Source organism: Polymorphobacter fuscus (assembly GCF_011927825.1).
GTDB lineage: Bacteria > Pseudomonadota > Alphaproteobacteria > Sphingomonadales > Sphingomonadaceae > Sandarakinorhabdus > Sandarakinorhabdus fusca.
On record NZ_JAATJI010000001.1, the window covers coordinates 448796 to 472917 of the forward strand.

The following is a 24122-nucleotide window of genomic DNA, read 5'->3' on the forward strand; positions in this document are numbered from 1 at the left end:
CTTCAGAAGTCCAGCATCGCCGCCAGCCGCTTCGGCGCACTCGCCCGCCAGCTGCGCGCCAGCCAGTCGCCGATATGATCCCAGTCGACCGCGCCGCGGTCCAAGCGGATGCCGATCCAGCCGGACGGGCCGAAATAGGCCGGCCGATAGTAAAGCTCTGGGTCGTTCTCGATCAGCTGGGCCTGTTCCTCGACGCCGCTGGCCTTGACCAGCAGGCCCGTCACGCCATTGCCGTGATGATCATGGCTGAAATAGGCAAAGAATTTGCCGCCCTGGACGAAGAAGCCGGGTGCACCATGGGAAAGTCTCTCGCCCGCCTCCGGCAACGCCAGCGCCAGCGCGCGAACCCTGGCGAGCTGCGCGTCCACCCCGGTTGTACCGCTGACCAGCTCGGCCAGCACGCGCGGATAGAGTTGGTGTTCGGCATAGTGGACACGATCGGCGAGTGTTTCGGGCGTATCGCCGGCGATGACCGCCACCCGGGCCTGCCCCAAGATCGGTCCGTCATCGAGGGCCGGGGTCACCAGATGCACGGTGCAGCCGGTCGCGGTTTCCCCGGCCGCCAGCACGGCTTCATGGACGTCGAGCCCCTTGTGCAGCGGCAGCAATGACGGGTGGATGTTGAGGCACCGTCCCGCCCAGCTGGCGACAAAGCCTTCCGATAACAGCCGCATATAGCCGGCGAGCGCCACATACTGCACCTCGGCGCGCTCCAGCTCGGCGTCGATGATCGCGTCGAATTCGGCACGCTTGAGCCCCTGATGCGCGCGGGCAAAGACCGGCACCCCTTCGGCACGTGCAAGCGCCAGCCCGGGCGCGTCGGGCACGTTCGATGCCACCAGCACGATTTCATAGGGGCAGTCGGGCGCATGCGACGCGTAGAGCAAGGCTGCCATGTTCGACCCGCGGCCCGAAATCAGCACCGCGACCCGCGCCCTAGCCATCGTGCGATGCCGTCCACGCCGCATCGGCGCCCCAAAGCCCGGCGGCACCCGATACGTCGCAGCCCTTGGTGCCGGCCTCGATCCGCCCGATGACAGCGGCGCCTTCGCCCGCGGCTACCAGCGCCGCGACCACGGCATCGGCGCGATCGGCGGCCACGACCACCACCATGCCCGTGCCGCAATTGAAGGTCCGCGCCATTTCGCCCGGCGCGATGCCGCCTTCGCTGCGCAGCCAGTCGAACAGCGGCGACAGGGCAGGGGCGCTGACCACCGCGCGCGCGCCGGCCGGCAGCACCCGGGGAATATTCTCGAGGAACCCGCCGCCGGTGATATGCGCCATCGCCTTGATGCTGCCGGCCCGCACCAGCGGCAGCAGCGCCTTCACATAGATGCGGGTCGGCACGAGCAGCGCCTCGGCCAATGTCACGGTCGGATCGAACGGCGCCGGTGCCGCAAGATCATGCATCCGAAGCGACAGGATGCGGCGGATCAGCGAATAGCCGTTCGAATGCGCCCCCGATGACGCAACGCCGATCAGCACATCGCCCGTCCCGACATCGGCGCCAGTCAGTTGTTCACCACGCTCGACCGCGCCGACCGAAAATCCCGCCAGATCATAATCACCATCGGCATACATGCCCGGCATTTCGGCGGTTTCGCCGCCGATCAGCGCGCAGCCGGCGATGCGGCAGCCTTCGGCAATGCCGGCGACGACCGATGACGCCACGGCCAGATCGAGTTTGCCGCTCGCGAAGTAATCGAGAAAGAACAGCGGCTCGGCACCCTGGACGATCAGATCGTTGACGCACATCGCCACCAGATCGATGCCGACACCATCGTGGCGGCCGGTGTCGATGGCCAGTTTCAACTTTGTGCCAACGCCGTCATTGGCAGCGACCAGCAGCGGATCCTTGTAGCCGGCGGCCTTGGGGTCGAAGAAGCCGCCAAAGCCGCCAAGCTCGGCATCGGCCCCCGGGCGCGCGGTGGCCCGGGCGAGCGGCGCGATCATCTTCACCAGCGCGTTGCCGGCGGCAATCGATACGCCGGCATCGGCATAGGTCAACGGTTTGTGGTTCGACATGGCCCGTCCTTAGCGCCGGCACCGCGCAGGGCCAAGCTTCTCGCTTGGCATTCCGCCTCTTGTCGCTAGAACGGCCGGCGTGAGAATGCTGATCCGCCTGATTTTGTGGTTCGCCCTTGGGCTGGCGGCGCCTGTCCTGGCGCAAAACACCAGCGGCAGCGCCTATGCCATCGGCGGCATCGATGTCGATGTCGTCGGTCCCAATACCCAGTCGGCGCGCATGGCCGGATATCGCATCGCCCAGCGCAAGGCGTGGCCTCTGCTGTGGTCGCGCCTCACCGGCGGTCCGGCCACGGCCGCGCCGCGCCTGACCGACGCACAGCTCGATGCCATGGTGTCGGGCATCGAAAGCCAGGGCGAGCGGTTTTCGCAGACGCGCTATATCGCCCGCCTGGGAGTCGTGTTCGACCGCTCGCGGGCTGCCACGCATCTGGGTGCGACGGGCGCCGGCCTGCACTCCCCGCCGATGCTGCTGCTGCCACTGTTCAACGATGGCGGCGCGGCCAAGATCTACCAGGCGCGCACGCCGTGGCGGGCGGCATGGGACCGTTTTCGCGAGAATGTCACGCCGCTCGATTATGTCTTCGCCACCGGCTCGGCAAGTGACAACATCTTGCTGACGACGTGGCAGGTGACGCGCCCTGACCGCAGCAGCTGGCGCAACGTCCTTACCCGCTATGATGCCGTCCAGGTGCTGGTGCCGGAAGCACGGTTGACCAGGGCATGGCCGGGCGGCCCGATCACCGGGCTTTTCATCGCGCGGGAGGGGCCGGACGCCCGTGAGCTCGGGCGTTTCACCCTGACTTCTGCCAGCCCCGAGGCGCTCGACGCGATGCTTGACACCGCCGTTCGCCAGATCGACGAGATCTATGCGGTCGCGCTGCGCGACGGTCGGCTGCAGAGCGAGCCCGATCTGGCGCTGGAACTGGCGCCGCTGGTCGGCGCCGGGCCGCTGATCGGTGCTCCCGTCGCCACCGGCGCCGACGACGGCACCGGACTGGCAGCGACGATCGAGGCCGCGGTCGCCACGCCCGACGCTGCGACGGTGACGGCGCTCGAAGCGCTGGTCCGCCAGACTCCGGGGGTGACATCGGTGACGATCACCAGCATGTCGCTGGGCGGCACGTCGCGGATGATGATCGGTTATGATGTCGCGCGCGATTCGCTCGATTATGCACTCGACGGCAAGGGGCTAAGGCTGGTCACCACCAACGACCAGACACTGTTGCGCCGCCGCTTGCCGGACGAGCCGCCAGTCCCCGCGCCGCGACCGCCGGTCATCGTTTCGCCCGATACTGCTGTCAGCGCCGAAGGCCAGATCGAAACGGTCGACCCTGCGCGTGCGGCGCCGCCGCCCGTCCGTGCGCCCGCCCCGCCAGCGACCCGGCCGCCGTCCGGCGAGGCCATGTGATCGGCGACCCTGTGCCGTGCTGCGAGCGCGGCATCCGGCCTCTGGGCACAGCCGCTGACGGCATCATGTGCCCCGCTTCTTCAGTCCGGCTTTGCGGTGGTCTGGCGCAGCATCGCTGGGCCAGGATCGCCGGCGGCAGCGGCAGATGACGCCGCTGGTAGAGCAACCGGCGCTGCCGCTCGTCTATCGTCCTCGGCTGTCGGAACAGGATTTCGTCACGTCCGACACCAATCGTGACGCCGTGGCGTGGCTCGCCCGGCCCGACCTCTGGCCGATGCCGCGCTGTGTGCTGATCGGGCCGGCGGCATCGGGCAAGAGCCACTTGGCCGCGATGTTCGCCGCACGCCAGCCGGCCCTGGTCTTCGACGACGCCGACCTTCTGACCGATGGCGAACCGCTGTTCCACGCCTGGAATGCGGCGGACAGGGCGCGACCGTTGCTGATGACGGCCACCCGCATGCCGCGGTTCTGGGCGCACCGTCTTCCCGACCTTGCCTCCCGTCTTGCAGCGACCCCGCAGGTGCGGCTCGAGGACCCCGACGATGTATTGATCGCCGCCGTGCTGGTGAAGTGCTTTGCCGATCGCGGGCTGCGGGTCGGGGACGATGTCGTCGCCTGGCTGGTGACGCGGATCGAGCGCAGCTTTGCCGCTGCCACCGACGTCGTCGCGCGGCTCGACCAGGCGGCCCTGTCGGAACGGCGCGACATCACTGTGCCGATGGCCCGGGCATTGCTCGAGGAACAGGGCGAACTGGGGCTGTAGGGCAGCCTGTCATCGACCTGTGACACAGGCTGGCGTATGAAAGACCATGGATTCGCGCACGACAGCCTTCGCAACGACCCGGAACCGCCCGTCCCAGACCGGCGTCAGTGACCGATATATCAATCGGGAACTGTCCTGGCTCGCCTTCAACGACCGCGTGCTGGAGGAGGCGGAAAACCGTGCCCATCCGCTGCTCGAACGGCTGCGTTTCCTGTCGATTTCCGGCAACAATCTCGACGAATTCTACATGGTTCGCGTCGCCGGGCTGCGCGGCCAGGTGCGGGCCGGTATCGAAACGCTTAGCCCGGAAGGCATGACACCGGCGCAGCAGCTCGCCGCCATCGCCACCCGCGCCGATCGCCTGATGGAGGCCCAGCAGCGCGTCTGGGATGTGCTCGTTGGCGAACTCAAGGCGGCGGCCTTCGAGGTCATCACCGCGGACAATCTGGCCGCCGGGGAGCGGCAGTGGCTGGAGAAGCATTTTCTTGAACAGATTTTCCCGGTGCTGACGCCGCAGGCGATCGACCCGGCGCACCCCTTTCCGTTCATCCCCAACAAGGGATTTTCGCTGATCCTCGAGCTGCGCCGCAAGTCCGATGAAGAACTGCTGCGCGCGCTGTTGATGCTGCCGTCGATGTTGCCGCGCTTTATCCGGCTGCCGGGCACGGCGATCCGCTTCATCAGTCTTGAAAACACCATCCGGGCCTTTTTCAGCCAGTTGTTTCCCGGCTACAGCCTGATCGGTGACGGCGCCTTTCGCGTCATCCGCGATTCGGATATCGAGGTCGAGGAAGAGGCGGAAGACCTTGTCCGCTTCTACCAGACCGCGCTGAAGCGCCGCCGCCGCGGCGAGGTCATCCGGCTCAAGATCGAGGCTTCGACGCCGCCCGGCCTGCACCGTCTGGTCCAGCAGGCGCTGGGAGTCGGCGAGCGCGACACCACGGTGGTGACCGGCGTCCTTGGCGTCGCCGACCTGGCGTTGCTGGTCGAGGAAGATCGCCCCGACCTCAAGTTCGAACCCTATACGCCGCGCTTCCCCGAACGAATCCGCGAACATGGCGGCGATTGCTTCGCGGCGATCCGCGCCAAGGACCTGGTTGTCCATCACCCCTATGAAAGCTTCGAGGTGGTGCTGGCGTTTCTGAAGCAGGCGGCCGCCGATCCCGATGTCATCGCCATAAAGCAGACGCTGTACCGCGCGGGCAAGAATTCGCCCATTGTCCGCACGCTCATCGACGCTGCCGAAGCCGGCAAGTCGGTCACCGCGGTGGTCGAGCTGAAGGCGCGCTTCGACGAGGAGCAGAACCTGTTCTGGGCGTCGGCGCTGGAACGGGCCGGCGTCCAGGTCGTCTATGGCTTTGTCGAGTGGAAGACCCACGCCAAGCTGTCGATGGTGGTACGGCGCGAAGGTGGCGCCATCCGCACCTATGTGCATTTCGGGACAGGCAATTACCATCCCGTGACCGCACGCATCTATACCGATCTGTCGTTCTTCACGGCCGATCCGGTTCTGGCGCGCGACGCGGCCCAGGTGCTGAATTACATCACGGGCTATGTCCAGCCGACCCGGCTGGCAAAGCTCGGCATGGCGCCGCTGACCATGCGCGCCATGCTCTATTCGCTCATCGACGGCGAGATCGCCAACGCCCGGGCCGGCAAGCCCGCGGCGATCTGGGTCAAGCTCAACAGCCTCGTCGACCCGGGCATTATCGAAAAACTGTACGACGCCAGCGCCGCGGGGGTGGAGATCGAGCTGATCATTCGCGGCATCTGCTGCCTGCGACCCGGCGTGCCCGGCTTGAGCGAGACGATCAAGGTCCGCTCGGTCGTGGGCCGGTTCCTCGAGCACAGCCGCATCTTCGCCTGCGGCAACGGGCATGAACTGCCGTCTGCCCATGCCCGTCTCTATATCTCCTCGGCTGACTGGATGCCGCGCAACCTCGACCGCCGGGTGGAGGTGATGGTGCCGATCGAAAATCCGACCGTCCATGCCCAGGTGCTCGACCAGGTGATGGTGGCCAATCTGAAGGACACCGAGCAGAGCTGGGAATTGGGCGCCGATGGCACGTACACGCGGCTGCCGGCCGACGACACGCCGTTCAATCTTCACCGCTATTTCATGACCAATCCCTCGCTGTCCGGACGCGGCGCCGCGCTCAAGGGGTCGGCGGGAGTCCCGCATCTGATGCTGGACCAGGAAGACGACGACCTCGACGATGCCAGTGATGCGGCGGGGCTTGCATAACAGCCGCTTTGCGTGTCTTCGGCGCTGCACAATGGATCGAGGGCCCGGTGGCATTAGACGCAAACGACGCTGACGTGGCGGCAGGCGGCTTGATCGCGATCATCGATATCGGGTCGAACTCGGTGCGGCTCGTGGTCTACCAGGGGCTGACGCGCATCCCGGCGACCTTGTTCAACGAAAAGGTCATGGCGGGGCTGGGGCGGGGCCTGGCTGCCAATGGCCGGCTCGGCAAGGGCGCCATGGACACAGCCGTCGCTGCGCTCGCCCGCTTCGCCGCGCTGACGCGCGCGATGTCGGTAACGACGCTGCAGGTCGTCGCCACAGCAGCGGTCCGCGAGGCGGCGAACGCCGACGAGTTCATCGATCGCGTCGAACGTGAAACCGGCCTGACGATCGAAACCATCAGTGGCGAGGCCGAAGCGCGCGGCGCTGCCTTCGGCGTCATTTCAGGGATCCCGCACGCCGATGGCGTGGTCGGCGATCTCGGCGGGGGCAGCCTTGAGCTCATCCGCGTCGCCGGCGGCGAAGCGCTCGATCGCATCTCGCTGCCAATCGGTTCGTTGCGGCTCGATGCCGTGCGCAAACGCGATCGCCGCGCGCTGGCGCCCTTCATCCGCAAGGCATTGGCAACCGTCGAATGGGCTGCCGAAGGGCGCGGCCGGCCATTCTATATGGTCGGCGGGTCATGGCGGGCGCTCGCCCAGATCCATATCCATTACAGCGATCACCCGCTGCCGATCGTCCACCAGTATGAAATGCCGGTGGCGGCCGCAAGCTCTCTGGTACGCAGCCTGACCCAGGTCGACCTGGCGACGCTGAAGACCGTTCCCAACCTGTCGACGGCGCGATTGCCGTCGCTGCCGGGGGCTGCGATGCTGCTCGCCGCGACGGTCAAGCGACTGGGCAGTTCCAGCGTCATCGCCTCTGGTTTCGGTCTGCGCGAAGGCCTGCTTTATGGCCAGCTTGGCGCCCGTGAACAGCGGCTCGACCCGCTTGTCACCGCCGCCCGCAGCGAAGGTATGCGGCAGGGGCGCTTCCCCGAACATGGCGACATGCTGTTCGCCTGGATGGACGGGCTTTTCGGTCCGGCGGGTGAGAACGGGGCCGAGCCGGCGGGGGATCGTCGCCTGCGGCTGGCGGCCTGTTTGCTGTCGGACATTGCCTGGCGCGCACATCCCGATTTTCGGCCGGAGCGCGGTGTCGACACGGCGCTGCACGGCAATTGGGTGGCGATCACGGCCGCCGAGCGCGCAGCACTGGCGACAGCGCTGCACTTCTGCTTCGGCGGCGCCAATGACGCGCCGGTGCTCGCCCTCCTCGGCCGGCTGGCGCCACCGGCGTTGCTGGCGCGCGCCCGCGCCTGGGGGCTGGCGCTGCGGCTCGGACAGCGGCTGACCGGCGGTACCGCCAGCGCGCTGTCCGCGAGCCGGCTCGACCGGGTCGACAATGCCGTGGTGCTGCGCCTGGCGCCGACACTTGCGGCAATCGCCGGCGAAACCGTCACCCGCCGGTTGAAGCTGCTCGGCAATGCGTTGGGGCTCGAGCCCAAGGTGCTGATCGGCTGACAGCGCCGGCGGGTCGAGAAGCGGCTCTCAATCGGCGACGCGTGTCATCGTCAGCTTGCCGTCCTTGACGACAAATCCCAGCCGCCCTTCGACAAGGGCCAGCGCATCGTCGCCGAACAGGCCGCGGCGCCAGCTTTGCAGCACAGGCAGCCCGTCGCGCACCCCGGCAGCCAGCGCATCGAGATCGTCACCGCGAACGATCAACTTGGGCGCCACGCCGGTCTCCTTGGACCGGATCTTGAGCAGCAGCTTCAAAAGGTCGGCGATCAGCGCGCCCTCGCTCGACAGGCCGGGGCGCTGCGCCTCGCGCGCCGGCATCTCGTCGGCGGGGAGGGGACCGGCATCCTGCAGGCAGCGCATCAGCCGATCACCGATCGCGTTCGCTGCCCAGGCTGCCGAAAGGCCGCGCACCTTGGCGAGATCGGCCTGCGATCGCGGCGGGCTGCCGGCAAGGTCCCCCAGCGTCTCGTCCTTGATGATGCGGCCGCGCGGCACATCCTTGTCCTGCGCCTCCAGTTCGCGCCAGCGCGCCAGCGCCTTCAGCCGGCCGAGAACCTCGGGCTTGCGGCTCGGCAGGCGAAGCCGGGTCCAGGCCTTGTCGGGATCGTTGGCATAGGTGGCGGGGTCGCAGGCGCGCGCCATTTCCTCGTCCAGCCAGGCGCCCCGGCCGGTGCGCCGCAGCTTGTCGACCATCTTGGGAAACAAGGTCGCCAGATGGGTGACATCGCCGATGGCATAATCGAGCTGGCGATCGTTGAGCGGCCGTCGCGCCCAATCCGTGAACCTCGCGCCCTTGTCGATCTGCACACCCGAATAGGCAGCGACAAGGTTGGTATAGCCGATCTGTTCACCAAGCCCGAGCGCCATGGCGGCAATCTGCGTGTCGAACAGCGGCGCCGGGGTCTTGCCGGTCAGGTTGTAGATGATTTCCAGATCCTGGCCGCCGGCGTGAAAGACCTTCAGCACCTCGTCCTCGACCAGCAGCTTGAGCAGCGGTGTCAGGTCGATACCATCTGCCTTGGGGTCGATCGCGGCGGCTTCGGTCGGGCTGGCGACCTGCACCAGGCACAGGTCGGGATAATAGGTGCTTTCGCGCATGAATTCGGTGTCGACCGTAACGAAGTCGGCTTCGGCCAGGCGGGCGCAAAGCGCGGCCAGGGTTTCGGTGTCGGTGATCAGCGGATGAATCAGCATGACGCGGCATAGCGCAGGCGCGCATGCTTGACAAAGGCCGGGCAGCAGTGTGTCACGCCCCAGCAAACACCCTTGTCCCAAATCCGCTCATGCCGAGCGAAGTCGCGGGACGCGCCGGCTGTCGGGGCGTCCCGCGACTTTGCTCGGGATCAGCGGGGCAGGACCATTTCGACCGGAAGACAGCAACGATGCACGCCTATCGCACCCATAATTGCGGCGCCCTGCGCGCCCACGACGCCGGTTCGTCCGTTCGGCTGTCGGGTTGGATCCACCGCAAGCGCGACCATGGCGGTGTGCTGTTCATCGATCTTCGCGACCATTTCGGCCTGACCCAGATCGTCGTCGGGCCGGGGTCGCCGGCCTTCGAAACGCTCGATCGTGCCCGGCTCGAATCGGTCGTCACGATCACCGGCGATGCCGTTGCGCGCGAAGGCGGGGCAGTGAACGCCAATCTGGCAACCGGCGACATCGAGGTTCGAGCCCAGACGGTGACCATCCAGTCGGCGGCGACGGAGCTGCCGCTGCCGGTCGCAGGCGACGCCGAATACCCTGAAGACATCCGCCTGAAGTACCGTTTTCTCGATCTGCGCCGCGAGCGGCTGCATGCCAACATGATGCTTCGATCGAACGTCATCGCTTCGCTGCGGCGCCGCATGATCGACCAGGGTTTCACCGAATTCCAGACCCCGATCCTGACCGCAAGCAGCCCCGAGGGCGCGCGTGACTATCTGGTGCCCAGCCGCGTCCACCCGGGAAAATTCTATGCGCTGCCGCAGGCGCCGCAGATGTTCAAGCAGCTGCTGATGGTGGCGGGCTTCGACCGCTATTTCCAGATCGCGCCGTGCTTTCGCGACGAGGACGCGCGCGCCGATCGCTCGCCCGGTGAATTCTACCAGCTCGATTTCGAAATGAGTTTCGTCACGCAAGACGATGTTTTTGCAGCGATCGAGCCCGTGCTGGCCGGCGTGTTCGAGGAAAACGCCGGCTTTGGCGGGCGCACGCCCTGGGCAGTGACGCAAGGGGCCTTCCCGCGCATTCCCTATGCGGAATCGATGCTGAAGTACGGCAACGACAAGCCCGATTTGCGCAATCCGCTCGTCATCCAGGACGTGACCGAACATTTCCGCGGTTCCGGCTTCGGCCTGTTCGCCAAGATGGTCGAAGCCGGCAATGTGGTGCGTGCCATCCCGTCGCCGGGCACGGCCGAGAAGAGCCGCAAGTTCTTCGATGACATGAACGACTGGGCCCGCGCCGAAGGCTATGCCGGGCTCGGCTATGTCACCCGCAAGGGCGGGGAATTCGGCGGTCCCATCGCCAAGAACCATGGCGAGGCCGGCATCCAGGCGGTCTACGACCAACTCGGGCTGGGCCCGGACGACGGCTGTTTCTTCGCGGCCGGCAAGGAGCCGCAGGCGGCAAAGCTCGCCGGCCTGGCGCGCACACGGGTCGGGCAGGAACTGGGGCTGATCGAGCAGAATGTCTTCAAATTCTGCTGGATCGTCGATTTTCCGATGTTCGAATATGATGAGGACGCCAAGAAGATCGACTTCAGCCACAACCCATTCTCGATGCCGCAGGGCGAGCTCGAGGCGCTGGAGACACAGGACCCGCTGACCATCAAGGCCTATCAGTACGATATCGTCTGCAATGGCGTCGAACTGTCGTCGGGTGCCATTCGGAACCACCGGCCGGAAATCATGTACAAGGCATTCGAGATCGCCGGCTATAGCGCTGCCGATGTCGACGCCAATTTTTCGGGAATGATCAATGCCTTCAAGTTCGGGGCACCGCCACATGGCGGGTCGGCACCGGGGGTCGATCGCATGGTCATGCTGATTGCCGATGAGCCGAACATTCGCGAAGTCGTTGTTTTCCCGATGAACCAGAAGGCCGAAGATCTGATGATGAACGCGCCGGCGCCGGCGACGATGAAGCAGCTGCGCGAACTTCACATCCGCACGGTCGATTGAGGCAATGGCAAAGGACCCGGGCACGATCGACCTTGCCGATTTCGAGGCAGACCTCGATCTCGACACCGAAACCTATGAAACCCGCCTGACCGCGCTCCAGCATCAGATGGAGCTGATCCAGGCGGCGTATATCAACCAGGGCCTGAAGGCCGTCATCGCGCTCGAAGGCTGGGACGCCGCGGGCAAGGGTGGTCTGATCACCCGGCTCGTCGGCTCGCTCGATCACCGCTACACCCATGTCTGGTCGATCGGTGCGCCGACAAAGCCGGAGGCCGATCATCATTTCCTCTGGCGGTTCTGGCAACGCCTGCCGGGCCGGCGCGAAATCGCCGTTTTCGATCGCACCTGGTATGGCAGGGTGCTCGTCGAACGCGTCGACAAGCTGACGCCCAAGGCGGACTGGCAGCGCGCCTATGACGAGATCAATGCCTTCGAGGCGCTGCATATCGCCGACGGCGCGCGCTTCGTGAAGCTGTTCCTCCACATCAGCCAGGATGAGCAGGACAAAAGGCTGAAGGAACGGATTGAAACGCCGTGGAAGCGGTGGAAGACCGGGCCGGAAGATTATCACAACCGCGCCAACCGCGACGCGTATCTCAAAGCCTATCACGACATGTTCGAGCGTACATCGACCCCGGACGCGCCGTGGACGGTGATTGCTGCCAACGACAAGAAATCGGCCCGGATCAAGAGCATCGAGACGGTCGTTGCGGTCCTTTCGAAGGACATCGACCTTGATTACCCGCCGGCCGACCCGGCGCTCGTTGCCACGGCCGAGGCGGCGTTGAACCGGACGATCGATATCGGCAATTAAGCCAGGGGAGCAGGCGATGGTGACAGCGACCGAACTTCAGGTGCGACGGACGGCACTTGCCGACATCAGCGTTGTCGAGCGCAATCTGGACGCCGGCCCCGGCCAGTTGCTGGTGCATGTCGACCATTTCGCCCTGACCGCCAACAACATGACCTATGCCGCGCATGGCGTTGACATGGGCTATTGGTCATTTTTCCCGGCGTCCGACGGATATGGTATCGTGCCGGTATGGGGCTTTGCCAGTGTCGTCGAAAGCCAGGTCGAAGGCATTGCAGTCGGCGCGCGCTTTTACGGCTATTGGCCCATGGCGAGCCATGCCGTGGTCACCCCGACGCGCATCGGACCCCGCGGTTTTGTCGACGGCGCACCGCATCGCCAGTCCTTGCCCGCTGTCTACAACCATTATGTGCCGGCCAGCCCCGACTGGGGGTCGGAGGCTCTGCAGGCGCTGTTCCGGCCGCTCTACACCACCTCTTTCGTGCTCGATGCGCTGCTTTCGGAATCGCCCGCGGCGACACTGATCCTCACCTCCGCCTCGTCGAAAACGGCGCTGGGCCTTGCCCAGGCGGCGCGCGGGCGGCAACGCGTCATCGGCGTCACGGCCGCCGCCAATATCGGCTTTGTCGAATCGACCGGCTATTACGACCAGGTCATGGCCTATGACGCCTTGGCTGAAACCCTGCCGGACGGGCCAGTGGCGCTGGTGGATTTTTCCGGCAACGGCGCCGTTCGCCACGCCCTCCACACCGCGCTTGGCGATCATCTGATCGAGAGCCTCATCGTCGGCGACACGCATTGGGCCGCCGCCAATAGCGAAACCTTGCCGGGGGTGACCCCGAAACTGTTCTTTGCGCCCTCGGTCATCGCCGACCGCGTGGCGACCTGGGGGCCGGAAGGCTTCGAGCAGCGGCTATTTGCGGCCTGGACGCGTTTCATGGCGACGACTGGCTGGCTGCAGATCGTGGAAGCGAGCGGCGCGACGGCCGCGGCGGGGCAATGGCAAGCCCTTGCAGACGGTTGCATCGACCCGGCCGCTGGCTTTGTCGTCGGGGTTTAGTCCCTTCGAATTTGTGTCAAATGTGCAACAAATTCAATCAAATCAATCCCTAAAGCGCGATTGCGTGTCAGGCCGTCTCCCCCTAGACATGGGGTAACAAAAAAGCGTCACGCTTTGGGGGAGGCATATTTTGGCGACGAGGGCAGAGGCTGCCGGTGCAGCCGTGGTGCGAGCCGGGGACCCCGGGCTGGATCCCAAGCGCGACCGGCTGGTGATCATCGCGTCGTCGATGGGCACGGTCTTCGAATGGTATGATTTCTTCCTCTACGGCATTCTGGCGTCGCTGCTGGGCAAGCTGTTCTTCACTACCGGCAATCCGACCACCGAGCTGCTGTTCTCGCTCGGGGCCTTTGCCATCGGCTTTTTCTTCCGCCCCCTCGGCGCGGTGATTTTCGGCTATTTCGGCGACAAGATCGGGCGGAAATACACGTTCCTCGTCACCATCACCCTGATGGGCGGGGCAACGGCCGCGATCGGTTTCCTGCCGACCTTTGCCACCGCCGGGGTGTGGGCGCCGATCTTGCTGCTGTCGCTGCGCACGCTCCAGGGCCTGGCGCTGGGTGGCGAATATGGCGGCGCCGCGATCTATGTCGCCGAACACGCCCCGCCCGGCAAGCGCGGCCAATATACCAGCTGGATCCAGGCATCGGTGGCGGGCGGGTTCCTGCTGTGCCTCGCCGTCGTGCTGACCTGCCGCGCCTTCATCAGCGAGGCCGATTTCGTCGCCTGGGGCTGGCGGGTGCCGTTCCTGATGTCGTTGGTTATGCTGGCGATTTCGATCTACATCCGGCTGAAACTGTCGGAAAGTCCGGTGTTCAAGGCGATGAAGGAGGCCGGCACGACGTCGAAGAACCCGATTGTCGACAGCTTCACCCACAAGGGCAATTTCGGCAATCTTGCGGTGGCGCTGTTCGGGGTCTCGGCCGGGCTGACGGTGATCTATTACACGTCGCAGTTCGGCACGCTGTACTTCCTCCAGGGGACGGCGCGGGTGCCCGAAACCCAGGCGCTGTTGTACATGGCGGTCGGCGCCATGCTTGCAGCACCGCTCTATGTGTTCTTCGGCTGGCTGTCGGACCGGATCGGCCGCAAGAAGCTGCTGCTCGCCGGCTATGGGCTGACGATGCTGCTGCTGTTCCCGCTGTTCCACCTGATGGCGGATGGCGCCAATCCGGCGCTGGAAACCGCCACCCGCACCCATCCCGTGGTGATCGCGCTGCCCGAATGCGATTACAGCGTCTTTGGAAAACCCGCGACCGAGTGCGCCAAGGCGCTGGAGTTCCTGACAAAACGCGGTGTCAGCTACACCAAGCAGCCGGCCCGGGAGCTGGCGGTGACAGTAGGGTCACAGCGGCTCGAAGGCTTCGACAAGGACGCCTGGCTGGCGGCGCTGGTCGCGGCCGGTTATCCCGATACGGCCGATCCGGACGCGATGACGCATTGGAAGATCATCGCTGCGGTCGCGATCATGGTCGGGCTGTCGGCGATGACCTATGGCCAGGTCGCAGCGATCCTTGTCGAACTGTTCCCGGCGCGGATCCGTTACACGTCGATGTCGATCCCCTATCATATCGGGACCGGCTATTTCGGCGGCTTTCTGCCCGTCATTTCGCAATATATCGTCGTGCGCACCGGCCAGTCCTATTCGGGCCTGTGGTACACGTTCGCGGTGGTGGCGATGGCGTTCGTGGTCTGTGCGATCTGGCTGCCGGAGACGAAGGACCGCGATATCACGCTGTGAGCAACGCCTACAATCAAGGCAAAAGTCTCGAAAGTCACAGTGAATCGACCCTTTTCCTACATGGGGGGTGGTCGGCGTGTCGTGGTGATGTCAAAGAGCAAAGCAGCCAATGTTATAACCCATATGGCGACAAGATGCAAGTGCGAGGCATCGAGTCGAGGGCTGGAGATGGGCTCCCGCCTTCGCGGGACTGACGGTGTGAGCGGTCGAAAGCTGCTCTAGCTGACAATAGCGCCATGCGGCACGGGCGGGTCCGCCGTGCTAACGCCCGCTTTCGACAATGACAGGGGCAGGACAGGTGGCGGGACCGCTGGCGGGGATCAGGATCATCGACCTGTCGCAGATCGTGTCGGGACCGATGGCGACGACGATCCTTGCCGACCAGGGGGCGGACGTCATCAAGGTCGAAAGCCCCGGGGGTGATCCGGTGCGGCGCATGGGCCCCGCCAAGGGCGACCTTTCGGCGATGTTCATCGCCGTCAACCGCGGCAAGCAGGGGCTGTCGATCGACGTCAAGAGCGGCGGTGGGCGGGCCATCCTCGAACGGCTGATCGCGGGCGCCGATGTGGTGGTCGACAATTTCCGTCCCGGCACGATGGACCGGCTCGGCTTCGGCCATGACCGCTGCCGCGCGCTCAACCCGCGGCTGATCTATGCCGCCATCACCGGCTTCGGCACCGATGGCCCCTATGCCAATATCCGCGTCTATGATCCGGTCGTGCAGGCGGTGAGCGGGATCGCCGCGACGCAGATCGACGGGGCGGGGCGGGCGTCGCTGGTGCGGACGCTCGTGGCCGACAAGGTGACGGCGGTAACGATGGCGCAGGCGATCACCGCGGCGCTGTTCCACCGGGAGCGCACCGGCGAGGGCCAGCGCGTCGACGTCGCCATGCTCGACGCGGCGATGGCGTTCAACTGGCCGGAGGGGATGTACAACCACAGCTTCCGCGACGACCCGCCGCCGCCTTATCCCGAATATGGTGCGCTCGCCCGGCTGTGGCCCTGCGCCGATGGCCAGGTCGCCATTGGCATGATGCAGGACATCGAATTCATCGCGCTGGCGCGCTCGCTGGGGCGCGACGACCTGGCCGGCGACACGCGCTTCCACAGTGTCGGCGGGCGCATGGCGCATCGGGAGGAATGGGCGCCGGCGATCGCGGCCGAGATTGCCGCGCGGACCAAGGACGAATTGATGGCGGGGTTCATTCGCGAAGGTGCCGTCGGCGGCCGCGTCAATGGCTGCGCCGAGGCTGCCGATGACCCGCAGGTGGTGCACAACCGGATCGTCGTCGCGATCGACCATGGCAGCGCCGGCCGCGTCGACAATGCCCGGCCGCCGGCGCGGTTCAGCGCGACGCCGGCGGCCGTGGCGGGGCCGGCGCCGCACCTGGGCGAACATGGCACGGCGGTGCTGATGGCGCTGGGCTATGATGCGGACGCGATTGCGGCGTTTCTGGCGGCGGGGGCAGTGTTCGGGATCGAGGGTTGAGTCGTTGTTGTTTTCCACGTCACGCGCGCGGAGCGGCGGGTCATCAGCTGCGTTCCGGAGATGGACCCCCGCCTTCGCGGGGGCGACGGTTAACCGTATCGAAAAGCCCGAATTGCCGCTTTGCGCCGATGCTGCAATGCGGCATCACGGTGCGTGAAGGAGATACCCATGTCGTTGCGGCCGTTCCACCTTGCCTTCCCCGTCCATGACCTCGACGCGGCGCGCGCCTTCTGGGGCGGCACCATCGGCTGCCCCGAGGGGCGGAGTTCGGCCGAATGGATCGATTTCGATTTCTATGGCCACCAGATCGTTGCGCATCTGGTGGCGGGCAGGGCGCCGGCCGATGCCGGCGGCAATGCCGTCGACGGGCATCATGTTCCTGTCCCGCATTTCGGCATCGTCCTCGAAATGGACGACTGGCAGGCGCTGGCGGACCGGCTGACGGCAGCCGGCACCGACTTCGTCATCGAACCCCATGTGCGGTTCCGCGGCGAGGTCGGCGAGCAGGCGACGATGTTCTTCCGCGATCCCAGCGGCAATGCCATCGAGATGAAGGCGTTCGATGACCTGGGCCAGTTGTTCGCCCGGTGAACAACGCGACATAGGCGCCGCTTTGGCGCAATCTTTTCTAGGCGCAGGCGTTTGCTGCCGTCATAGTCTTGGGCGGGTGGATTGATGCGCGGTGGTCGGCTTCCCATATGCCCGATCGAAGCAGGTGGATCGGCGGGTCCGAACCACCGGATTGGAGTAATGAATGACTGACCAGACCTATCCCGTCCTGCCGTTGCGCGACATCGTCGTATTTCCGCAGATGATCGTGCCGTTGTTCGTCGGCCGCGACAAGTCGGTGGCGGCGCTCGAAGTCGCGATGCAGGGGGACAAGACGGTTTTTCTTCTGTCGCAGAAGAATCCTGGCGACGAAGACCCAGGCGCCGACGACCTGTACGATGTCGGCACGCTGGCGACCGTCCTGCAACTGCTGAAATTGCCCGATGGCACCGTCAAGGTGCTCGTCGAGGGCCAGTCGCGCGGTACGCTGGCGCGTCTCGACCGGCATGACACCTATTTGTCGGCAACGGTTTCGGCGCGCGCGGATGTCGAGGGCGACGGCGAACAGATCGAGGCGCTGTTGCGCTCTTCGGCCAAGCAGTTCGAAACCTATGTGAAGCTCAACCGCAAGACGGCGCCCGAGATCGCGTCGCAGATCGGCGCGATCGAGGATGCCGGGCGTTTTGCCGATACGGTTGCTGCCAATCTGGGCCTCAAGATCGCCGACAAGCAGGCGCTGCTCGCCGAGCCGGACGTCGCCCGGCGGCTGGAAAAGGTGTTTGCCCATATGGAGGGCGAAATGGGCGTGCTGCAGGTCGAAAAGAAGATCCGCAATCGCGTCAAGCGCCAGATGGAAAAGACCCAGCGCGAATATTATCTCAACGAGCAGATGAAGGCGATCCAGCGCGAGCTGGGTGAGGGCGAGGAGGCCAAGGACGAGGTCACCGAGTTCGAGGAAAAGATCGCCAAGGCCAAGCTGCCCAAGGAAGCGCGCGACAAGGCGATCGCCGAATTGAAGAAGTTCAAGGCGATGGCGCCGCAAAGTGCCGAAGCTACGGTGGTGCGCAACTATCTCGACGTCATGCTGGGGCTGCCCTGGGGCAAGAAGTCCAAGGTCAAGCGCGACATCGTGGCGGCGCAGAAGGTGCTCGACGACGATCATTACGGGCTGGAGAAGGTCAAGGACCGGATCATCGAATATCTCGCCGTCCAGGTTCGCACGTCGAAGTTGAAAGGCCCGATCCTGTGCCTCGTCGGCCCGCCCGGCGTCGGCAAAACTTCGCTAGGCCGCTCGATCGCCAAGGCGACGGGGCGTGAATTCGTGCGCCAGTCCCTGGGCGGGATGCGCGACGAGGCGGAGATCCGCGGCCATCGCCGGACCTATATCGGTTCGATGCCCGGCAAGATCATCCAGAATCTCAAGAAGGTCGGCACATCCAACCCGCTGATCCTGCTCGACGAGATCGACAAGCTTGGCCAGGATTTCCGCGGCGATCCGTCGTCGGCGCTGCTCGAGGTGCTCGATCCGGAACAGAACAAGGCGTTCAACGACCATTATCTGGAGGTCGATTACGACCTGTCGGACGTGATGTTCGTGACCACCGCCAACAGCCTCAACATGCCGCAGGCGTTGCTCGACCGCATGGAGATCATCCAGCTGTCGGGCTACACCGAGGACGAGAAGCTGGAGATCGCCAAGGGCCATCTGCTCGAGAAGCAATATGAAGCCCATGGCCTGAAGAAGGCGGAGTTCACCCTCACCGACGGCGCCATCCGCGACCTCATCCGCTATTACACCCGCGAGGCCGGGGTGCGGACGCTCGAGCGGGAATTGGCCAAGGTGGCGCGCAAGTCGCTGCGGCGGATTCTGGAGGGCAAGGCGACGTCGGTCACGGTCGATGTCGACAATCTGGGCGAGTTTTCGGGTGTCCGGAAATATCGCTACGGCGTCGGCGAGGTCGATGACCAGATCGGTGCCGTCACCGGCCTGGCCTGGACCGAAGTCGGCGGCGAGTTGCTGACCATCGAAGCGGTGACGGCACCCGGCAAGGGGCTGGTCAAGACGACCGGCAAGCTGGGCGATGTGATGACCGAATCGATCGCGGCGGCGCTGTCGTTCACCAAGGCGCGGGCAATCCACTACGGTATCCAGCCGTCGGTGTTCGAAAAGAAGGACATCCACGTCCATGTCCCCGAAGGTGCCACCCCCAAGGATGGTCCGTCGGCGGGGATCGCGATGGTCACGGCGATCATTTCGACGTTGACCGGGGTTGCGGTGCGCAAGGACGTGGCGATGACCGGCGAAGTCACGCTGCGCGGCCGGGTGCTGCCGATCGGCGGGCTGAAGGAGAAGCTGCTGGCCGCGCTGCGCGGCGGCATCACGACGGTGTTCATTCCGGCGGAGAACGAGAAGGACCTCGCCGAGATCCCCGCCAATGTGAAGGAAGGCATCACCATCATCCCGGTGGCGCATGTCGATGAGGTGCTGGCGCTGGCGCTTGTCCAGCCGCTGGTGCCGATCGAATGGAGCGAGCCGACCGAGCTCGCTGCCAGCCCGGTGACCCCGGTCCTGCCGGAACCCGCCGTCCGCCATTAGGCCATGGCTTCGTGCAACGCCGCCGCGCGACCTGTCGCGCGGCGGCGTTCGTTTTGCCGATTTTGCCCTTTGCTTCCAAGCGCTGCGGGGCCATGATCCGCTTTTACACGCGAAATTCAGGGCTCCGATCTCGATGAACAAGCAGGATCTTGCCAACCATGTGGCGGATGCCACCGGCCTCGCCCGTGCCGACGCGGCGCGCGCCATCGATGCGTTTCTGGATACGATCACCACGGCCCTGGCGCGCGGCGAGGAAGTCCGGCTGGTCGGGTTCGGGAGCTTCGTCGCCGGGCATCGCAAGGCATCGACGGGGCGCAATCCACGCACCGGCGAACCGATGGACCTGGCGGCCAGCGTCGTTCCCAAATTCCGCGTCGGCCGCAATCTGAAGGATGCCTGCAATCTGGAATGCGATCGCGTGCCGGCATAGGGCAGGGGTGAAATCACCCACTCCGGTCTTTACTTGGCGCCTGTGCTCGCCTAACCAACCGCTCCGCCGTCAACCGGCAGCGGGCGCGTAGCTCAGCGGTAGAGCACTCCCTTCACACGGGAGGGGTCACAGGTTCAAACCCTGTCGCGCCCACCATGTTGCCACCGGTTTGACCTGTCGTTGCTGTCGTGGCGCACAGATGCAACAAAACGTCATGCCTGGTTTCTCCCGACTCGACTTCGATAGCAGCGGGTTACCGGAAGATGCGCGCTTCGCGACATTTGCCTCGGGCATGGCCAATTTCGAGATATCGACACCGGATAAGGCGGGTTTCTGGGCCAGGGCGACCGCCTGGCGGGTCGGTGACCTCGTCCTGTCGCGGATCGCTACGGCGCGGACGCGCTATGCCCGCTCGCTGGGCGAGATCGCGACGCGGCCCGCGGACCATTTTTACCTGAACCTGCATCTGCAGGGGCTGGTGTCGGTCGATTGCGGATCGGGATGCGAAACGGCCGGGGATGGCTCGCTGCTGGTCCTCGACATGCGTCGGCCGAGCGTGATGGACGCCGAAGTGGCCGACGAAATCTCGCTGGCGATCCCGCGGCGCCAGCTCGTTGACCGGCTGCGCGGCGCCGATCCGCATGGGCTCATCGCCAGCGGCCGGATGGTGCCGCTGTTCGCGCGGGTCGCCGAGGGCGTCCTCGACAGCCTGCCTGATCTCGACGCCGCCCACGCGCCGCACATCGAAGCGATGCTGACCGATGTGGCCGCGGCCACGCTGACCGATGCGCTGCGCGAGCGTGATATGGCGGGATCGGCAAACCCGCTGCTGGCAGAGCGCGCCATCGACTGGATCGAAAGGCATCTGGCAGAGCCGTTCCAGGTCGATCGGCTGTGCGTCGCGCTCGGCGTGTCGCGTGCGAGCCTGTACCGGGCGCTCAAGGGCAGCGGCGGCGCCAAGCAGTTGCTGATGCGCGCGCGCATGCGACGGTTGCGGGCGCGTCTGGAGGACGCGGCCGAGACCCGGTCGATCGCCACCCTTGCCCTCGACTGCGGCTTTGCCGACGGGGCGCACCTCTCCCGCAGTTTCAAGAGCGCGTACGGGATGACGCCGGGGGCCTTCCGGCAGCTGGCGGCGCATGACGGTCACACGACGCGGCAGGACGGGCGCCGGACGGCGTCGCACAAATTCGCCGACTGGGTCGCCAGCCTCGGCTGATCGCCGGGCGGAATGGGGGATCAATATCTTTGAAACGGCCAGCCAATGACGGGCCCGGCGGGCGCCCGCTATGACGCGAACAGACGGCCGCAGATGATGGTGCAGGCCGGCTTTGGTCATGAGGGGTGGCGACATGCAGCTTTGGAAACGATTGTCCCTGGGAACGGCCGTGCTGGGCATCGGACTTGCCAGCGTCCCGGCCGGCGCGGTCGTGCAGTTGCGCGACTACAGGGTCGCGGGTGACCAGAACATCATCCATGATGATGCGCTCGGGCTCGAATTCCTGCGGCTGCCGCTGACCTATGAACTGGCTCCGGCCCAGCTCACGACGCTGTTCCCCGAATTCCGCGTCGCACGGCACACCGAAGTCACGGCCTTGCTGGGCAACCTCGGGCTGAGCGGCCTGAACCCGACGGGGGTCAACACCTACGCGGTCGCCGTCGGGCTGCCCGTCATGGCCACGATCGGCGCGATGATTTATCATGATTACGGCCGAGGTTCGACGGCGCAGGCATCCTACGCCTATTTCCTCACCGATGCCGGTACCTATTCGATCTATAATATCATGCTCGCCACCGGGATCGTCCAACCCAATGGCATGAGCGTCATCTATCAGGCCTTCGGGAGCACGCCCTATATGCGTCAGCGTGGCACCTATCTGGTGCGCGAAGCCCCGGTCGCTGCGCCCGTGCCAGAGCCCGCGTCCTGGGGCCTGTTGATCGCCGGGCTCGGCCTCATCGGCGCCCGGCTGCGCCACAGGCGGCAACAGGGATATAAGCCTGCATAGGAGCCGGCTCAGGCGTGCGCCGATTGCTGCAGGGCGGGGCGACGCGGTGGCGCACGCAGCGTCCAGGACGAAGCGGTGCCTGTGTTTGCCCTGTCAGCGGCCGGTGGGGACAATCTCCACAATCAGGTCGCCGCGCTGCAGGCTGCGGGCGCCGTCCTCCCAGAAACCGATGACGCCGCTGCCCCTGTGGATCCGCACGCCCAGGCCCGTGGTGACATCGGCCATCGACTTGCCGACTTCGCTTGCCGTGACCGATCGTTCCTGCAGGCAGACCCGCCCCATGTTGGTGACAAGATCGGTTACATAATCGACGACATGCGCGCTGCCTGTCGCGCGCGCCAGCAGATGGCCGCCGAGATCGACCGGGTTAACGACGACATTGGCCCCGGCCTGGCGCATCAGCGCTTCGTTTTCGGCCGATTTGACGATTGCCGAAACATGGGCGCCGGGCGCGAGCTTGCGGGCACTGAGCACCACCAGCGCCGCGGTGTCGTCGCGGCCGGTGCAGACCAGCACGGCGCAGGCGGTTTCGACGCGCGCCGCGCTCAACACCTCGTTGTGGCTGGCATCACCGGTCAGCCCGGTGACCCCGCATGCCACGGCCTTGGCGACGCGTTCGGGATCCTTGTCGATGACGACGATCTGCAGCGGTTCGCTGCCGCCGCGAATCAGTTCACCGATGGTGGCTTCGCCGCTGCTGCCATAGCCGCAGACGATGCAATGCCCGTGCAACTGTCGCTGGATGTTCTGCATGCGCCACCGGTCCCAGATCCGCTTGAAGATGAAATCATACGCCGTGCCGAGGAAGATCAGCCAGATGAACAGGCGGATCGGCGTGACCACGAACGTGTCGAACAAACGCGCCTGGTCGGTGACGGGCACGATATCGCCATAGCCGACGGTCGCCACGGTGATGGCGGTGAAATAGACGACATCGACGAAGCTGACATGATTGTCGATGTTGTCGCGGAGGCCGCCGCGGTCGAACCAGTGGCCGGCGAGGGCGATGCCGATCAGCGCCAGCACGAGCAGGGCGCGCAGCCCCAGCGAGGCCCCGGGACCCAGGACGTCGGGCCGCTGCAAGCGCAACCAGGGGGTCGAGGCGGTCATGCCGCGACCTTAGCGAGGTCGCTATCGGCGCGGAAGTGGCCGCCGCCCGTCAGTCAGCGCAGCAACCCGGCGGCGCGCAGCGAGTCCGCGATGATCGTGCCGACATCGGCCGGCATTGCCCGCGCAGCCGGAGCCGCGGCGGGCGAGTGGCGGGCGTTCGCCGTTCCGGCGGGCCGCGGAATGTCCGCAGAGCCGGCCTCGTCGAGGCCCCAGAAGCGGGCGATATGGCGTGTGGACGAAATGCCGGCTTCGAGCATGTGCGGCCCTGCGGTGCCGACGCCGCCGGTCCCCTGCGCTTGCAGCGGCGTGCCGTGCGCCATGCCGCCGATATCGTAATATTCGATGACGGCGCGGCCGGTGGCGTCGCGCCAGATCTGGTGGACATGGCCGTCGACGACGTCCTCCTGCGATGGCGCGTCGCCGACGCCATGGACCGCGCGCCATTGCCCCAGGATGCGTTGGGCGTTGGAAGGATCGACGGTGGTGTCGGCGCTGCCCTGCCACACCGACAGGGTCGGCCAGGGGCCTTCATGGGCCGACGCACCCTCGACAAGCGCCCCCAGCCGCGCGTCGGACGGATAGCCCTGGCCGCGCATGCGTGCAAAGGCATCGCCCATCGCATTGGCGGCGCCATAGGGCAGGCCTGCGATGACGGCACCGCCGGCGAAGACTTCGGGGTAGCTTGCCAGCATGATCGACGCCATGGCACCGCCGGCGGACAGGCCGGTGACGTAGATGCGGTGCGGATCGATGCTGTGCGCGGCGATCATCGCCGCGATCATCTGCCGGATCGAATGCGCTTCGCCGGCATCGCGGCGTGCGTCGGCCGGGGAGAACCAGTTGAAGCAGAGGTTGGGATTGTTCGCCCGCTGCTGTTCCGGGAACAGCAGGGCAAAGCCCCGGGCGTCGGCGAGCTGCGACCAGCCCGACCCATGGTCATAGCCGGCGGCCGTCTGGGTGCAGCCGTGCAGCACGACCACCAGCGGCGCCATGTCGGGCAATCCGGCGGGAATATAGGTGCGGGCGCGCAGGGCGCCCGGGTTGCTGCCGAAGCCGTCCAGCGCCTGCAACCTGTCGGTGGCAGGGTGCGGCGGCGCGGCCGCCGCAGCGCGCGCACGCGCCAGCCGCTCGATCGTCGATCCCAAACCTGTCAAATC

Annotated in this window: 19 protein-coding genes and 1 tRNA gene; 15 read left to right on the top strand and 5 right to left on the bottom strand. The window is 65.9% G+C overall.

All coding sequences use genetic code 11. From position 1 onward, the window contains the following. Positions 1-2: 2 nt before the first annotated feature. Positions 3-944: a phosphoribosylglycinamide formyltransferase gene (gene purN, locus GGQ62_RS02180; RefSeq protein ID WP_152576694.1), complete on the bottom strand. Its 942-nt coding sequence runs from the start codon at positions 942-944 to the stop codon at positions 3-5. Then, positions 937-2025 carry a phosphoribosylformylglycinamidine cyclo-ligase gene (purM, locus tag GGQ62_RS02185; RefSeq protein WP_152576693.1) on the bottom strand — a complete coding sequence of 363 codons (1089 nt, stop codon included), beginning with the start codon at positions 2023-2025 and terminating at the stop codon, positions 937-939. The genes purN and purM overlap by 8 nt, the downstream gene beginning before the upstream one ends. Positions 2026-2104: 79 nt before the next feature. Here purM and GGQ62_RS02190 point away from each other — a divergent pair, with 79 nt between their 5' ends. The 4 genes from GGQ62_RS02190 (at position 2105) to GGQ62_RS02205 (ending at position 8009) form a co-directional block, all read left to right on the top strand. After that, positions 2105-3436, top strand: a complete 1332-nt coding sequence (locus tag GGQ62_RS02190) for a heavy-metal-associated domain-containing protein (protein WP_152576692.1) — start codon at positions 2105-2107, stop codon at positions 3434-3436. A gap of 145 nt (positions 3437-3581) precedes the next feature. Continuing rightward, positions 3582-4199, top strand: coding sequence for an HdaA/DnaA family protein (locus GGQ62_RS02195; RefSeq protein ID WP_152576691.1), 618 nt, complete (start codon positions 3582-3584; stop codon positions 4197-4199). Positions 4200-4245: 46 nt separating this feature from the next. Continuing rightward, positions 4246-6444, top strand: coding sequence for an RNA degradosome polyphosphate kinase (locus GGQ62_RS02200; protein WP_152576690.1), 2199 nt, complete (start codon positions 4246-4248; stop codon positions 6442-6444). A gap of 89 nt (positions 6445-6533) precedes the next feature. Beyond that, positions 6534-8009, top strand: a complete 1476-nt coding sequence (locus tag GGQ62_RS02205; RefSeq protein WP_243445978.1) for a Ppx/GppA family phosphatase — start codon at positions 6534-6536, stop codon at positions 8007-8009. A gap of 27 nt (positions 8010-8036) precedes the next feature. On the opposite strand, the gene rnd is transcribed toward GGQ62_RS02205, so the two are convergent. Next, a complete protein-coding gene (gene rnd, locus GGQ62_RS02210; protein WP_152576689.1) occupies positions 8037-9203 on the bottom strand; it encodes a ribonuclease D in 1167 nt (388 codons plus the stop codon). A 188-nt stretch (positions 9204-9391) separates the two neighbouring features. Here rnd and aspS point away from each other — a divergent pair, with 188 nt between their 5' ends. The 11 genes from aspS (at position 9392) to GGQ62_RS02265 (ending at position 21855) form a co-directional block, all read left to right on the top strand. Beyond that, positions 9392-11173 carry an aspartate--tRNA ligase gene (gene aspS / locus GGQ62_RS02215; RefSeq protein ID WP_152576688.1) on the top strand — a complete coding sequence of 594 codons (1782 nt, stop codon included), beginning with the start codon at positions 9392-9394 and terminating at the stop codon, positions 11171-11173. 4 nt (positions 11174-11177) lie between these two features. After that, positions 11178-11987 (top strand): polyphosphate kinase 2 family protein, encoded by an 810-nt coding sequence (locus tag GGQ62_RS02220; protein WP_152576687.1) that lies wholly within the window; start codon positions 11178-11180, stop codon positions 11985-11987. Positions 11988-12003: 16 nt separating this feature from the next. Then, positions 12004-13044, top strand: coding sequence for a DUF2855 family protein (locus GGQ62_RS02225; protein WP_152576686.1), 1041 nt, complete (start codon positions 12004-12006; stop codon positions 13042-13044). Positions 13045-13174: 130 nt separating this feature from the next. Then, positions 13175-14785, top strand: coding sequence for an MFS transporter (locus GGQ62_RS02230; RefSeq protein WP_279379628.1), 1611 nt, complete (start codon positions 13175-13177; stop codon positions 14783-14785). Positions 14786-15083: 298 nt separating this feature from the next. Beyond that, on the top strand, positions 15084-16274 hold the full coding sequence (locus GGQ62_RS02235; RefSeq protein WP_167649442.1) for a CaiB/BaiF CoA transferase family protein: 1191 nt from the start codon (positions 15084-15086) through the stop codon (positions 16272-16274). A gap of 168 nt (positions 16275-16442) precedes the next feature. Next, complete coding sequence (locus GGQ62_RS02240; RefSeq protein WP_152576684.1) at positions 16443-16865, top strand: VOC family protein; 423 nt, start codon at positions 16443-16445, stop codon at positions 16863-16865. A gap of 163 nt (positions 16866-17028) precedes the next feature. Beyond that, entirely contained in the window at positions 17029-19419 is a 2391-nt protein-coding gene (gene lon, locus GGQ62_RS02245) for an endopeptidase La (protein WP_152576683.1), read from the top strand. 82 nt (positions 19420-19501) lie between these two features. Further along, positions 19502-19849 (top strand): HU family DNA-binding protein, encoded by a 348-nt coding sequence (locus tag GGQ62_RS02250; protein WP_279379631.1) that lies wholly within the window; start codon positions 19502-19504, stop codon positions 19847-19849. Positions 19850-19930: 81 nt separating this feature from the next. Further along, a tRNA-Val gene (locus tag GGQ62_RS02255) sits at positions 19931-20005 on the top strand. Positions 20006-20018: 13 nt separating this feature from the next. Beyond that, positions 20019-21068: a helix-turn-helix domain-containing protein gene (locus GGQ62_RS02260; RefSeq protein WP_152576681.1), complete on the top strand. Its 1050-nt coding sequence runs from the start codon at positions 20019-20021 to the stop codon at positions 21066-21068. A gap of 211 nt (positions 21069-21279) precedes the next feature. Further along, positions 21280-21855: a PEPxxWA-CTERM sorting domain-containing protein gene (locus GGQ62_RS02265; RefSeq protein WP_207790463.1), complete on the top strand. Its 576-nt coding sequence runs from the start codon at positions 21280-21282 to the stop codon at positions 21853-21855. A 93-nt stretch (positions 21856-21948) separates the two neighbouring features. Here GGQ62_RS02265 and GGQ62_RS02270 read toward each other — a convergent pair whose 3' ends face one another. Together GGQ62_RS02270 and GGQ62_RS02275 are read right to left on the bottom strand one after the other, a co-directional pair. Further along, positions 21949-22965: a potassium channel family protein gene (locus tag GGQ62_RS02270; protein ID WP_152576679.1), complete on the bottom strand. Its 1017-nt coding sequence runs from the start codon at positions 22963-22965 to the stop codon at positions 21949-21951. 53 nt (positions 22966-23018) lie between these two features. Beyond that, positions 23019-24119 carry an extracellular catalytic domain type 1 short-chain-length polyhydroxyalkanoate depolymerase gene (locus GGQ62_RS02275; RefSeq protein WP_243445977.1) on the bottom strand — a complete coding sequence of 367 codons (1101 nt, stop codon included), beginning with the start codon at positions 24117-24119 and terminating at the stop codon, positions 23019-23021. Positions 24120-24122: the final 3 nt, after the last annotated feature.